Source organism: Rhizobium sp. Leaf262 (assembly GCF_001422245.1).
In the GTDB taxonomy this organism is placed as follows: Bacteria; Pseudomonadota; Alphaproteobacteria; order Rhizobiales; family Rhizobiaceae; genus Agrobacterium.
Window position 1 is genome coordinate 65526 of sequence record NZ_LMMM01000002.1, and the last position, 14054, is coordinate 79579.

Consider the following 14054-nt stretch of genomic DNA (forward strand, 5'->3'; position numbering starts at 1 on the left):
AGTTTGGTTCCCGTGAAGAATTCTTATTTCGTGTGTTTTGATTCAAATGCATCATTTGAAACAGTGGACACTAAAAATATGGCGGCCTTCTGTAGCTGAACGCGGCCCTCAAGCGGTGGACATCGTCTTTCCGAATCAAATATCGGAGCTATCCTGCGGCGCCTTCGGCTTTGCCATCAGCTTTTCGAGGAAGCCGAGCATGACGGCGGAAACCACGAATGCGAGATGGATGATGGTAAACCACATCAACTTGCTATCGGAATATTGGTTGGCATTCAGGAAGATTTGCAGCAGGTGGATCGAGGAGATCGCGACGATGGAGGACGCCACCTTGATCTTGAGACTGCCGGCATCCAGCTTGCCCAGGAAGGAAACGCTGTCCTCTCCTTCGTCGAAACGGCTGACGAAGTTTTCGTAACCGGATATCATGACCATCACGATCAGGCTTGCCACCAGGGCTGCGTCGATGAGCGCCAGCATTGCCAGGATCATTTCCGCATCCGTGTAGACGAAGACATTTTCGGCAATTTTCAGAAATTTGAGACCGAAGGACAGGGCATAGACCGCAAGCGCTGCGACGAGGCCGAGATAAAATGCCACCAGAAGCCAACGGCTTGAAAGAATGATCCGTTCTATGAGCAGTTCCAGGGATTTCATCGGCGACTTTCGATCTTCTTGGTTGAGTGATCAGGTTGGGCGCTGATCTAGGCTGTCGTGCCTTGACCTTCAAGTAGCGAACCACGCCTTTCCTCTAGGGACTTGGAGCGTCGTTCGTCACATTTCTGCAACATTCTGATCGCGGCATAAATATGATGTAAATAATCATGTTTTATTTATTGACTCCAATACTCATGTTTTATAGTTCTCGGCCAACGGCGGGGCCGTAGAAATTAAGGGTATTTATCAAGCCACATTGCGACGGCACCTCGCGTTGCCGCGTGCTTTCGTGCGCTTGCATTCAGGGGGTTAAGATGACGATCCGGGGTTCTCAATCCGCTTTGGCGGTCTGCACGGCCATGGTACTTCTCGCAACGAATTCAGAGGTTTACGCGCAGGACGCTGCGACGTCTGAAGGCGGCACGGTGCTGGAGCGCATCGTTGTGAAGGGGAAGCGCGTCGTGCCTGGCAGTGTGGCTGACACGCCCCTGGCTACCGAAACAACGGCAGCACAGATTGAAAAGAAACAGATCACCACGATCATGGACCTCGGGCGGACGCAGGAGCCGGGCGTCTCATTCAATCGTACCACAGGCTCCGTCAACATTCGCGGACTGGAAGATTCGCGCGTTTTAACGACTGTGGACGGTATTCCGCTGACATTTCTGTCCGACGCGACGCGCAACGCCACCGGTGGCCTGGATACATTCGACTTCTCATCGCTTTCTGCGGTCGACGTGGTTCGCGGTGCCGATTCCAGCCGCGCAGGTCCGGGCGCTCTAGGCGGTGTCTTGGCGATAAGAACGCTTGAACCTGAAGACCTCATCGGCGAGGGGCGCACGTGGGGCGGTATCGCAAAATTCAACTATGACAGTTCAGACAGGAGTTTCAGCCCCTCTGCGGCTGTCGCATCCAAAATTGCAAACACCTCGATCCTGTTCCAGGGCTCGTACCGTAAAGGCCACGAGCGTGATAACAAGGGCCAGGTCGACAGCTTGGGGGCAACCCGCACAAAGCCCAACCCGGTCGACTACGATCAATATAATCTCCTCTTCAAGCTGCGGCAGGAATTGGAGGGCGGCCACACGATAGGTTTGACCGCCGAGCGATTTTCACAGGATAAAGACATCGATCCCCTCACGCTCCTGTCTGCGACTGGTAACTACAGGCCCGGCAATTATCGTGGTGATGAAGGAACCGAACGCGACCGTATCTCGATTGACTACAAGTACGAAGCGTTCGAAAAGGATGGTCTGATTGATGCAGCGAGCGCTTCGCTCTATTGGCAAAAGCAGGTCAAACTCAACGGATACGATGCTTATCGCTTCGGCACCGCCACGAATACTCTCATCGGCCCTATTAGTCGCCTAAACGACTATGAACAGAACGGCTTCGGCCTCGTAGGCACCGTCGAGAAAAATTTCACGACCGGTGACTACGACCATCGTCTGGTTTTCGGCTATGATCTCTACACCGGGTTTGCTGAGCAATATTCACAGGGCGTGGATAGTTGCGCTACCACGACGCCCCGTCCGGCTGCTTGCGGAAATCTGCATACAAATCAGGCCGACACCCCTAAGGTTGATACGAACCGGATCGGTTTTTACGTTGATGACCTCATTGAAATCGGTTCGACCGGCTTCTCTTTGAACCCTGGCATTCGGTTCGACTGGCTGGAACATACGCCGAAGATGACGGTAGAATTCGATCGTAACGCCAGCAACCCTTCTCTACCTGCAGCTTTCAGCGATACCGCCATTTCGCCTAAGCTTCGCGCCGGTTATGAAGTTAACGACAAGCTTGAGTTTTACGGCCAGTGGGCGATGGGCTTCCGAGCTCCGACCAGCGGCGAGCTGTACGCAGCTTTCGGCGGCCCAGGTACCTATCTGCGCTTGGGAAATCCAAATCTGGAGTCGGAGACCAGCAACGGTTTTGAAATCGGCGCCAATATCGGTGACGACGACTTCGGCGGTCGGGTAAACCTGTTCTATAACCGCTACAAGAACTTCATCGATACCAGGAGCTTGAACACAGCGGAAGCAGCAGCGCTCGGTTATGTTCTTGGATCGTACCCGCAAGGCGGTATTACACAAAACATCAATCTCGACCGTGCGCGCATTTATGGCGCAGAAATTTCCGCCCACAAGCGTTTCGACAATGGATTCAGCGTTCGTACAGGTGTCGCTTATGCCAATGGCAAGGATCTGGACACCGGTGCGTTTCTGAAGTCGGTCGCTCCCTTGAAGGCCGTTGCTGGCGTCGCTTACGATACCGAAAGCTGGGGCGTCGGACTGGACTGGATCGGTGTCGCCGAAGCTAGAGGCCAAACGACCACGACCGCTGCCGGTCCTACAACAACGATCAATTATCTCAAGACGCCCGGTTACGGCATCTTCGATCTAACCGCTTGGTGGGAACCCGAACAGGTTAAGGGCCTCAAGATCAACGCTGGTATCTATAACGTCTTCGACAAAACGTACTACGATTATGCAACTGCGAGAAACGGCGGCTCACAGCCAGCCAGCTTCTACACCGAACCGGGGCGCAGCTTCAAAATCTCGCTGACCCAGAAATTCTGATCGCTGAATCATCGAAAAAGGCGGAGCTCAAGCTCCGCCTTTTCATTTCAACGGCAATACAGATACCCGCCTTTGCGCTCCAGCACATCCATATGCAGATGATCCTGGTGGGTGGCGTCGCTGCCGGGGGAGAGGACTGTGCGGAAGAACAGGCAGGCGGCGGTGGTGATGGTGCGCTGGAAGGCGCCTTCCATCGTGCCATCCTCGCCACGCGGTTTCATGACCAGAGGTTCGCCCTTGTCGAAGGTCATGGTGGCAATGTCGACGGCGCTGCCTTTGGCGTGTTCGGAAATCTTGCCGGTTTCGGCGCTGTTGCGGTTGCGGCAGACATAGGTCGAAGCATTGCCGAAGGCAGTGACGTTTCTGTCAGGCATGGCGATCTTCGCGTTGGGAATCACGACATCCTTGGCCCATTTCGACAGGGCAAGTGCCGTCTCGCACCGCATCGTTCCCTCTGGCTCCAGCTTGATGCCCGGGATGACGGTCGACAGTTCGATGGGTGAGGCGATGCCGCAACCGTCCTCTTCGCCTTTGATCGGCGGCAGTTCCTTGAATTGGGCACCCAGTGCCGTCAATTGCGAAAGGCAGGCTTTCAGCTCCTCGGGGTCTTCTGCCTTCACCGGCTCACGCGGCGGCTCCTCTTTCTTTTTCGGTTCTTCGGATATCTGCTCTTCGCCCTTTTGCTCGTCGGCCTTCGGCTCTTCGGGTTTGGCCGCGGGTTCGGGCTTGTCCTCCGGCTTCGGCACGGTGTTTTCCGCTGGTGGAGGAGGGGTGGACGGCTCTTGCGACTTCGGTTCTGGCGGCGTCGCTACGGGCGCGCCATCCTGTTCCGGTTTTGGCTGCGGAACCGGCACATCCTGTGGCGGTTGCGCGGCAGCGATCAGCAGCGTGCTGGCTGCGACTATCATAAGACGATGAAGCATGTGACCGGTCGTTCCCCCGTTGCGGCTCACCCACAACGTTTCAACGTGCTTTCGGTTCAAATCCGCTTGCCAATGCGCCCGCTTGACGCTAACAATTTTTGCCATGAACACACAGTCGAAGAACATTGCAATCTGGTGGTGGGGCAGCTTTACGCGGCCTTGAGCACCCATGTCCTTTGACTAAGTCCAAGCCGCCCGAATTTTCAGGCGGCTTTTTTGTTATTATGCCGCCTGTCATCGGGCTTTAGAAACGGGAAGCGGAATAAATGGTAACGATTATTCAGGATGACGGCTCCGAAACCTACGAGACCAAAGGCGGCGTCAAAGTCACGCGCCAGCGTCGCGCGGCCGACTATGCCACGGCCATCGACAGCTATGTGAGCGGCCTCGATGAGCGCCGTGGTGCGGTGTTTTCGTCCAACTATGAATATCCTGGTCGCTATACCCGTTGGGATACCGCCATCATCGATCCGCCGCTCGGTATTTCCAGTTTCGGTCGCACCATGTGGATTGAAGCCTATAATGGTCGTGGCGAGGCTCTGCTGTCCTTCATCACGGAAAAGCTGAAGGCCACACCGGACCTGACGCTAGGTGCCTCCACAGCCCGCCGTCTGGACCTCGTGGTCAACGAGCCAAACCGGGTCTTCACCGAAGAAGAGCGCTCGAAAATCCCGACGGTGTTTACGGCGCTGCGCGCTATCGTCGATCTGTTCTATTCCAGCGCGGATTCGGCCATCGGCCTGTTTGGTGCCTTCGGTTACGATCTGGCCTTCCAGTTCGATGCCATCAAGCTTTCGCTGGAGCGCCCGGAAGACCAGCGCGATATGGTATTGTTCCTGCCGGATGAAATCCTCGTGGTCGATCACCATTCCGCAAAGGCCTGGATCGATCGTTATGATTTCGAAAAAGACGGCATCACCACCCATGGCAAGTCGCAGGACATCGCGCCCGAGCCATTCGTGAAGACCGATACCATTCCGCCGCGTGGTGATCATCATCCCGGCGAATATGCGCAGTTGGTGACGAAAGCCAAGGAAAGCTTCCGCCGTGGCGACCTGTTCGAAGTCGTGCCGGGCCAGAAGTTCATGGAACGCTGCGACAGCAATCCATCGGCGATTTCGCGCCGTCTCAAGGCCATCAACCCGTCGCCCTATTCCTTCTTTATCAATCTCGGTCATCAGGAATATCTGGTGGGTGCCTCGCCGGAAATGTTCGTGCGCGTCTCCGGTCGTCGAATCGAGACATGCCCGATTTCCGGTACGATCAAGCGTGGCGAAGACCCGATCGCCGATAGTGAGCAGATTCTCAAGCTGCTCAATTCCAAGAAGGACGAGTCCGAACTGACCATGTGTTCGGATGTGGACCGCAACGACAAGAGCCGCGTCTGCGAGCCGGGCTCGGTCAAGGTCATCGGACGTCGCCAGATCGAGATGTATTCGCGCCTCATTCATACGGTGGACCACATCGAAGGTCGTTTGCGTGATGATATGGATGCGTTTGACGGCTTCCTGTCCCACGCCTGGGCCGTAACCGTGACCGGCGCGCCGAAACTCTGGGCCATGCGCTTTATCGAGGCTCATGAGAAGAGCTCGCGCGTCTGGTACGGCGGTGCCATCGGCATGGTCGGTTTCAACGGTGACATGAACACGGGCATGACACTGCGCACCATCCGCATCAAGGATGGTATTGCCGAAGTGCGGGCGGGGGCCACCTTGCTCAACGATTCCAACCCGCAGGAAGAAGAAGCCGAAACCGAACTGAAGGCATCCGCCATGATTGCAGCCATCCGCGATGCGAAGGGCCAGAACTCCGCAGCAACGCAGCGGGATTCGGCCAAGGTCGGTACCGGCGTCAAAATCCTGCTGGTGGACCACGAAGACAGTTTCGTGCACACACTGGCCAATTATTTCCGCCAGACGGGTGCGACGGTTTCCACCGTACGTTCGCCTGTTGCCGCAGACGTTCTGGACCGTTTCCAGCCCGATCTTGTGGTGCTGTCACCCGGTCCGGGCAATCCGAGCGATTTCGACTGCAAGGCGACGATCAAGCTGGCGCGCTCGCGCGATCTGCCAATCTTTGGCGTGTGCCTCGGCCTCCAGGCGCTGGCGGAAGCCTATGGTGGCGAACTTCGCCAGCTTGCCATCCCCATGCATGGAAAGCCATCGCGTATTCGCGTGCTGGAACCCGGCCTCGTCTTCTCCGGCCTCGGCAAGGAAGTCACCGTTGGTCGCTACCACTCCATCTTCGCCGATCCGACAACGCTTCACCGCGATTTCATCATCACAGCAGAAAGCGAAGACGGCACGATCATGGGCATCGAGCACAGCAAGGAGCCCGTCGCTGCCGTCCAGTTCCACCCGGAATCGATCATGACGCTGGGCGGCGATGCCGGTATGCGGATGATCGAAAACGTGGTCACGCATCTGGTGCGCAAGGCCAAGGTCAAGGCCGCCTGAGCGGACAAGCACGACCGGCGGCGTTATGAAACGCCGCCGTCTCCCTTCAGCCGCGCAGGTGATGCAGAGTGAAGTTTTTCAGACATCTATGCATTCTGCTGGTGCTGGTCTTGGTCTGCGTTGCTGCTGGCACCTTGCTGCCAAGACCGATCTTCGGCGACAAATCCGATGTCGCTGACAACGCTCCCCACAAAGTCCTCATCCTCAGCAACCCCATCCACACCGATATCGCCCTGCCTGTCGATGCCGAGCTTTTTTCTCGCTTTGCTTTTCTGCGCGATGGCAATCTGGAGATCGATTTTCCCGGTGTCCGGTATCTCGTTTTCGGTTGGGGCGGACGCGCGTTCTACACGCAAACGCCTACATGGGCCGATCTGAAACCGCTTCCGTTGTTCAAAGGCGTCACGCTTGACCAGTCCGTCATGCATGTCGCGCTTGCTGGGGAGATTCCGCTTGTGGATGCGGGTGTTACCACGCTCAACCTGTCGGAAACAGACTATCAAAAACTGCTGGCGTTCATTCTCGGCAGCTTTGCCCAGCCACAGGGCAAACCGGTCCCACTGCTCGGCCAGTCCTATGGTCGGGATGATGCGTTTTTCGAAGGTGTTGGATATTTCAACGCTCTGCTTGGCTGCAACACATGGACGGCGGCGGCCTTGCGGCACGCGGGTTTGCGGACAGGATGGTGGACGCCCTTGCCACCGCTTTTGACCACATCGTTGCGGCTGCATAACGATATGCCAAATCCCTGATCCGCTTGCGTGGTCCGGGAATTGACAAAGCCATTCAAGCGGCTGCAAGTATCTGAATGGTTTAACAATGGTGTTTTAGGGCTTCGCTCCGATGATCGATTTCCATCAGCTGTTACTGGTTTACGTCGCCTACATTATCGCCGTGGCCAGCCCTGGTCCCAGCAACATGACCATCATGGGTATCGCCATGAGCCAGGGCAGGGCGCCCGCCATCATTCTCGCGCTCGGTGTCATGACAGGCTCGCTCTGCTGGGCTGCTGTTGCGGCGACGGGCTTGTCTGCCGTGCTTGCGACATTTGCCAACGCCCTTTTCATTATCAAGATCGCCGGTGGTCTCTACCTGCTCTATCTGGCCTACAAATCCGCTCGCTCGGCCTTTGCCAATGCACCGCAGGCGCAAGCCGGCAACGTCGCCAATAGCAGGCCGGATTATCTCAAGCTGTATCGCCGTGGTCTGCTGCTTCACCTCACCAATCCCAAGGCCGTTCTCGGTTGGCTCGCGATCATGTCGCTCGGGCTCAAGCCCGGTGCGGGCCCTGCCACTCTCGCAGCCATCATCGGCGGCTGCGCCATGCTTGGTCTCGTCATATTCTGCGGCTATGCGCTGCTGTTTTCCACGGCACCCGCCATTCGTATCTATCAAAAGGCCAAGCGGTCTATCGAAGTCACGCTTGCGATGTTCTTCGGCTTTGCGGGTATTAAACTGCTGTTGAGCAGGGTTTAGTGAGAGGTTTTCGTGTCGGGATGTAAGCAAAATCCAAAGATCAATGAGGCAATGAGGACCGATATTGAAAATTCGGTCCTTTGCTGGCTGGCCACGGTCGATGCGGACGGAACGCCCAATGTCACGCCTAAGGAAATCTTTTCCGCTTATGGTGATGATCGGATAATTGTGGCGGATATCGCTTCGACCAATACTGTTAGAAATATTCAGTCTCATCCAAAGGTGTGTGTCAGCTTCATCGATGTTTTTCGTCAGCGAGGTTTCAAAATCGTCGGCCATGCTACGATCTTGGACCCAAACTCATCTGCTTTTGCAGAGGTTGGCGCAGACTTGCTGAAGATGGTCGATGGAGATTTTACGATCCGAAATCTCATCTCGATCCAGATTGAGAAAGTTTCGAGAATATGGGCGCCGAGCTACACACATTTTCCTGAGAGAACCGAAGATGAGAGAATGCTGAGCGCTTACAAAACCTACGGAGTAACCGCCGGAAAGGTCGTCTGACCTGCTACAAGGCTGGTCACGCTGACTCATCACATGCTGCATGGGAGCTCAACATGTCGAACCAGCCCCACTTCACCCGTGTCTGTCCCATCCTACGCATTTTCGATGAGGCCAAGGCGCGGGAGTTTTATGTCGAGTTCCTCGGTTTTTCGGTGGATTGGGAGCATCGGTTTGGCGAGAACTTTCCGCTCTACATGCAGGTGTCACGTGCCGGTTTCGTCATTCATCTCAGCGGGCATCATGGCGATGCGACGCCGGGCTCGAATGTTTTCGTTAACGCCGTCAACGTGGAAGTCTATCAGCGCGAACTTGCGGCTAAGAATTACACCTTCATGAAGCCGGGTGTTGAAAAGCTCCCCTGGGGACTTCAGATGGAGGTCACCGATCCATTCGGAAACCGCATCCGCTTCTGCGAGCAGGGCGAAACGGAAAGCGCTTGACCCGTCCACCACTTTAAATCATAGAGTGCGCGAAATACGAACCGCCTGCACGAACACTCGTGCGGGCGGTTCGTGCGTTTTGGGGTCTGGTTTTGCAATTCATTTGCATCTGCACGGGGTCGGATTATGAATGAACAGGGACACACGCTCGTCAGAAAACTCGCTTTCTGGGGCATCCCTTTTTCCATCACGGTGCTGGGGCTGAAGCTTTTGGCTTGGTGGGTCACGGGCTCGGTCGCGCTGCTGTCCGATGGTCTGGAATCCACCGTCAACGTTGTCGCGGCCTTCATTGCCTACTTCGTCATTCGTTATGCGCAAAAGCCTGCCGATGACGATCACCAGTTCGGCCACCACAAGGCGGAATATCTGTCTGCCGTTGTGGAGGGCGTGCTGATCGTCGTTGCCGCCTTGCTGATCGTCAAGGAAGCGTGGGGCGGCCTTATGGCGCCGCATCTGCCAGAAGCGCCAGCGCTCGGCCTTGCCATCAATGCTTTTGCGGCCATCCTCAACGGCATCTGGGCAACGGTGTTGATCCGGGTCGGAAAGAAGCATCTGTCGCCGGCACTTCTGGCGGATGGTCACCACATCATGTCGGATGTCGTCACATCGGGCGGCGTTTTGATTGGCCTCTTGCTGGCGATTGCGACCGGTTACGCGATCCTCGACCCCATTCTCGCTATCGTCGTTGCCATCAACATCCTGTTTCAGGGCTCCAAGGTCATCATGCACTCGCTGGGCGGGCTGATGGACCGTGCCGTGGAGCCGGAAGAAGATGAGGCGATCAAGAAGGCGATTGCGGAGAACTCGGCAGGTCTGTTGGGTGTGCATGATCTGAAGACCCGTAGGGCCGGTGCGGTCGCCTTCATCGATTTTCACGTCGTCGTTCCCGCTGCCATGTCGGTGGGGGCAGCACATGATATTTGCGACCGGATCGAAGATGCCATAAGAGAGGCCATACCCGGTGCCGTGCTTGCCATTCATGTGGAGCCTGAAAGTGAACAGGCGCATGGCGTTCGGGTCGAGTTTCAAGAAACAGGAGTTTGAATCATGTCAGTCACGGATGTTTCCGGCCTGTCGCAACTGGGCGCGCAAGTCGCTGCCCCGGAAAGCCCGGAAAAGGCTGTTCTGGAAAAAGTGCCGAACGGCAATGCCGGTACGGATTATGTCGTGCGCTTCACCGCGCCGGAATTCACCTCGCTGTGCCCCATGACCGGCCAGCCGGATTTCGCCCATATCGTCATCGATTATATTCCCGGTGAGTTTCTGGTGGAATCCAAGTCGCTGAAGCTTTTCCTGCATGCCTTCCGCAACCACGGTGCGTTTCATGAGGACTGCTCGGTCTATATAGCCAAGCGTCTGGTCGATTTGCTACAGCCAAAATGGCTGCGCATCGGTGCATACTGGTATCCGCGCGGCGGCATTCCCATCGATGTCTTCTGGCAGACGGGTGCGCCGCCTGAAGGTGTCTGGTTGCCGGGACAGGGTGTCGCGACCTATCGCGGTCGCGGCTGACCCCTTCCAAGCAATTCCAGCAAAACGCTCTTTGATTCAGACGAAGCTGTCGCCATCGCCTGAATCGAAGTCCGTGTCGTCGTCGTTACTGTCGTCGTAACTGGCCTGCTGCACGTCATTGCCGCCATTATCGGCATCCTGCTGAGGCTTTTCGTCATCGCCATAGTAGTTGTTTATGACCGTTTCCTCCACCGGTGCTGCACCGCTTCCAGCACCGCCCAGGCCGGAGCCCCAGCCTGTTGACGCGACATGGTTGGAGAAAATACCGCTCAGCGAATTGGCCAGCAACATGCCGCCCGCCACGCCCGCCACGCCCGCCGCGGCTCCCAGTGCTCCCTGCAAAAAGCCACCACCGCCGCCACCCGTTCGTCCGAATGCGGATGGTTGTTGGCCACTCCATGGGCCAGTGGGTTGAGGCGCATCATTGCTTCGCCCCCAAGGCCCCTGAGTTTGGCCCGATGTATCATTGCGAAAAGTCGGAGCAGGCGCTGGAGCCGGTGCCTGCTGCTGGCTGCCGCCGAAAATCGAACTGAGGAAGCCGCCTTGCTGTGCCTGTTGCGGGGCGGTGTTGCCGCTTTCCAGCTGGTGAATGCGTTCTTCCAGCTGCCGAATATGCGCCGCTGCCGCTTCCAACCCCTTTTCCTGCACGATTACGGCCTGAGCCAGATAATAGGGAGAGGCAGGCTGATCACGCACGGCCTGGGTGATGAGCGTTTCCGCTTCCGCGTCGCGCGGCGTGGAGGATGCGGATCTGACCCTGTCGAACAGGGATTTGAGCAGTTGGGTTTCTTCTGGTGACATCGGTAGCCTCCTTGGCGTGTCGAGAAACGCACACCAAGGAGTTAGGGTTCAATTCCGGCTTTTGAAAGCCGGAATTTTCTTACATTTTTGTAAGGTTAAAGCCTGCCATCAACCGCCGAAAACCAGCGAAAGACCGGCTAGCGCCGTCAGGCCGCCGACGATGCGTGCCGCCACGGTTCCGAGCTTTGCAATGCCCAGCCCCAGCGCAATACCGGCAACATGCAGAAGCGCCGTTGCAATCACGAAGCCGACGCCGAACTGAAGCGCGCCCGCGCTGCCCAGTTCACCACCATGGGCATGGCCGTGGAACAGTGCGAAGACGCCGACGATGGCGGCAGCGATGCTGACGGGAACGCGCGTTGCCATGGCCACCAGCAGGCCAAGTGCGATGACGGATGCCAGAATGGCCGGTTCCACGAAGGGCAACTCTATGCCGCCAAGCGCCAGCAGGAAGCCAACGGCCATGGTGCCGACGAAAGCGGCGGGAACGATGAACAGCGCGTTTCTATTGTCCTTGGACGCTGCAATCTGTGCGGCCCAGATACCGACGGCGACCATGACGAGGATGTGGTCTGCGCCGAACAGCGGATGCGAGAAACCGGCCATGAAGGAGCCGTGTTCTTCCGGGTTCAGGTGGGCAAAGGCAGGTAGTGCGGTGAGGCCAAGCGTTGCTGCGGCGAGTGAAAGTCTTTTGAACATCGTTCCCTCTCGAAATTTTTACATGTGCGGCTCAGGAGCGCTTGGGTCGCCCGCTGGGCCGCGCAGTTAACGATATCGTAGTCATGAAGAGCCTGTCCATGCGTCATTTGCCGGTGCCCTGTTTATTAAGCAGTTCCGCGCCTTGCCTTTTTCACTCATTGTTTTACGAAACAAATCACACTATGTCCGGTAGGTAATGAATTACGTTGGAGACCGCCACATGAACGAAGAAGAAGACGACAAGAGCAAGGAACTGCCGATCGGCAAGGAAACGGAAGCGAATCTTTTCAAGTCGCGTTCGATCTTCATCTATGGCGGCATCACGCAGGAACTGGCGCAGAAGGTTTGCACGCAGCTCGTGGCACTTGCCGCTGCCAGCGATGAAGACATCCGCGTCTACGTCAATTCGCCCGGCGGCCACGTCGAATCCGGCGACAGCATTCACGACATGATCAAGTTCATCAAGCCAAAGGTCTGGATCATCGGCACGGGCTGGGTCGCTTCCGCTGGCGCGCTGATCTACGTATCGGTGCCGAAGGAACGTCGTATCTGCCTGCCAAACACCCGCTTCCTGTTGCATCAACCATCCGGCGGTACACGCGGTATGGCGTCCGACATCGAAATTCAGGCACGCGAAATCATCAAGATGAACAAGCGCCTGATCAAAATCTTCTCGGTGGCCACGGGCCAGTCTGAAGAAAAGATCGCCAAGGACATCGATCGCGATTACTGGCTGGGTGCAGAAGAAGCTGTGGCTTATGGCCTTGCTTCGCGCGTCATCACATCGCAGGCCGAAATCTAAGCACGTCGCTTCTGATCAAAAATGAACCCGCATCGGCAAGGTCGATGCGGGTTTTCTGTTGTCTGAAATGAGAGGCGTTCCGGCTCAGGGAATGAGACGGTTCTTTCGCAGCGTCTCGAACAACGCAAAGAACGCATCATCCGTCGGCTGGTATTCCTTGAAACCCAGACGGCGGCTTTTGCTCATGTCGGTGACGACCTCGATGGGGCGGCCCAGATCGGCATCGGTGTGCCATGGGGAGGCGAGGCGCGTAAGGTCTGGCTCGGCCAGATTTTCACGCACCGCGATCTTGCTCCAGATATCAGAATCATCTTTCATCTGCTGTTCAAGCGGAATGACGGTGCCATCGAAGGGTGCTGCTTCTATGCCGAACCAGTCTGCGATGCGGCCCCACATCCAGCTCCAGCGAAAGATATCGCCATTGACCACGTTGAAGGCTTCGTTCTTTGCCTCTGGCGTTTCCGCTGCCCAGAGCAGTTGATTGGCCAAGAGTTTGGCGTCTGTCATGTCTGTCAGACCGCTCCACTGCGCGGCAGAGCCGGGGAAGCGGAAGGGGCGGCCTGTCTCGCGGCAGATGGTGGCGTAGACCGCCAGCGTTGTGCCCATGTTCATGGCATTGCCGACCGCCTGACCGATGACGGTGTGGGGACGGTGGACGCTCCACGAGAAGCCATCGCGTTTGGCGGCGGCAAAGACTTCGTCTTCCTGCGCGTAGTAGAAGTTCTCGACATCGAGGCGGCCTTGCTCTTCTCGGAACGGCGTCTGCGGCAGTTTGCCTTTGCCATAGGCCTCGAAGGGGCCGAGATAGTGCTTGAGGCCCGTGACCAGCGCTACATGGTGGGTGGATTTGCCGAGGCTGAGGCCATCCAAGAGATTGCGGACCATGGCGGAATTGACGCGGATGTTTTCCGCTTCGCTATCCTGTCGCGCCCATGTGGTGATGAAGACGGCGTCTGGGCGAACATCCGTCAGGGCCTTTGCTGTTTCGACTGCATTTTGCAAATCAGCGGCGACGGGAATGATGCCTTTCTGTTGTGCCGGTTTGCGCGATAGGCCGTAGACCTGCCAGCCCTGTTCCAACAGAAGATTTGCCGTGGCGCTGCCGACGATCCCGCTTGCGCCCACCACCAATGCCGTTTTAACCATGCTCAAACTCCATTTTTGTAGACGCTATAATTAGGCATCCCGCGCACCATCGTGTAGAC

The 14054-nt window shown here is 56.8% G+C and carries 14 protein-coding genes; 9 read left to right on the forward strand and 5 right to left on the reverse strand.

Annotated features, from left to right (window positions below; translation table 11 throughout):
- Window positions 1-135: 135 nt before the first annotated feature.
- A complete protein-coding gene (locus ASF29_RS03905) occupies window positions 136-657 on the reverse strand; it encodes a TIGR00645 family protein (protein WP_082453372.1) in 522 nt (173 codons plus the stop codon).
- A 314-nt stretch (window positions 658-971) separates the two neighbouring features.
- Here ASF29_RS03905 and ASF29_RS03910 point away from each other — a divergent pair, with 314 nt between their 5' ends.
- A complete protein-coding gene (locus ASF29_RS03910; RefSeq protein ID WP_062448796.1) occupies window positions 972-3236 on the forward strand; it encodes a TonB-dependent hemoglobin/transferrin/lactoferrin family receptor in 2265 nt (754 codons plus the stop codon).
- Between the two features lie 47 nt (window positions 3237-3283).
- Here ASF29_RS03910 and ASF29_RS03915 read toward each other — a convergent pair whose 3' ends face one another.
- Window positions 3284-4159, reverse strand: coding sequence for an extensin family protein (locus tag ASF29_RS03915; protein WP_062449022.1), 876 nt, complete (start codon window positions 4157-4159; stop codon window positions 3284-3286).
- 266 nt (window positions 4160-4425) lie between these two features.
- On the opposite strand from ASF29_RS03915, the gene ASF29_RS03920 reads away from it, so the two are divergent.
- The 7 genes from ASF29_RS03920 (at window position 4426) to queF (ending at window position 10547) form a co-directional block, all read left to right on the forward strand.
- Window positions 4426-6615: an anthranilate synthase gene (locus ASF29_RS03920; protein WP_062448798.1), complete on the forward strand. Its 2190-nt coding sequence runs from the start codon at window positions 4426-4428 to the stop codon at window positions 6613-6615.
- 68 nt (window positions 6616-6683) lie between these two features.
- A complete protein-coding gene (locus ASF29_RS03925; RefSeq protein WP_062448801.1) occupies window positions 6684-7367 on the forward strand; it encodes a TIGR02117 family protein in 684 nt (227 codons plus the stop codon).
- 91 nt (window positions 7368-7458) lie between these two features.
- Window positions 7459-8091: a LysE family translocator gene (locus ASF29_RS03930; RefSeq protein ID WP_062448803.1), complete on the forward strand. Its 633-nt coding sequence runs from the start codon at window positions 7459-7461 to the stop codon at window positions 8089-8091.
- Between the two features lie 51 nt (window positions 8092-8142).
- Window positions 8143-8595: a pyridoxamine 5'-phosphate oxidase family protein gene (locus tag ASF29_RS03935; RefSeq protein ID WP_062448805.1), complete on the forward strand. Its 453-nt coding sequence runs from the start codon at window positions 8143-8145 to the stop codon at window positions 8593-8595.
- A 53-nt stretch (window positions 8596-8648) separates the two neighbouring features.
- Window positions 8649-9035 (forward strand): glyoxalase superfamily protein, encoded by a 387-nt coding sequence (locus ASF29_RS03940; RefSeq protein WP_062448807.1) that lies wholly within the window; start codon window positions 8649-8651, stop codon window positions 9033-9035.
- A gap of 126 nt (window positions 9036-9161) precedes the next feature.
- Complete coding sequence (locus tag ASF29_RS03945; RefSeq protein WP_062448809.1) at window positions 9162-10079, forward strand: cation diffusion facilitator family transporter; 918 nt, start codon at window positions 9162-9164, stop codon at window positions 10077-10079.
- 3 nt (window positions 10080-10082) lie between these two features.
- Entirely contained in the window at window positions 10083-10547 is a 465-nt protein-coding gene (gene queF, locus ASF29_RS03950) for a preQ(1) synthase (protein ID WP_062448810.1), read from the forward strand.
- Between the two features lie 36 nt (window positions 10548-10583).
- On the opposite strand, the gene ASF29_RS03955 is transcribed toward queF, so the two are convergent.
- Window positions 10584-11348: a DUF2076 family protein gene (locus ASF29_RS03955; protein WP_062448812.1), complete on the reverse strand. Its 765-nt coding sequence runs from the start codon at window positions 11346-11348 to the stop codon at window positions 10584-10586.
- A 108-nt stretch (window positions 11349-11456) separates the two neighbouring features.
- A complete protein-coding gene (locus ASF29_RS03960) occupies window positions 11457-12047 on the reverse strand; it encodes a HupE/UreJ family protein (protein WP_062448814.1) in 591 nt (196 codons plus the stop codon).
- 220 nt (window positions 12048-12267) lie between these two features.
- On the opposite strand from ASF29_RS03960, the gene ASF29_RS03965 reads away from it, so the two are divergent.
- Entirely contained in the window at window positions 12268-12849 is a 582-nt protein-coding gene (locus ASF29_RS03965) for an ATP-dependent Clp protease proteolytic subunit (protein WP_062448816.1), read from the forward strand.
- Between the two features lie 84 nt (window positions 12850-12933).
- On the opposite strand, the gene ASF29_RS03970 is transcribed toward ASF29_RS03965, so the two are convergent.
- Window positions 12934-13995 carry an SDR family oxidoreductase gene (locus tag ASF29_RS03970; RefSeq protein ID WP_062448820.1) on the reverse strand — a complete coding sequence of 354 codons (1062 nt, stop codon included), beginning with the start codon at window positions 13993-13995 and terminating at the stop codon, window positions 12934-12936.
- Window positions 13996-14054: the final 59 nt, after the last annotated feature.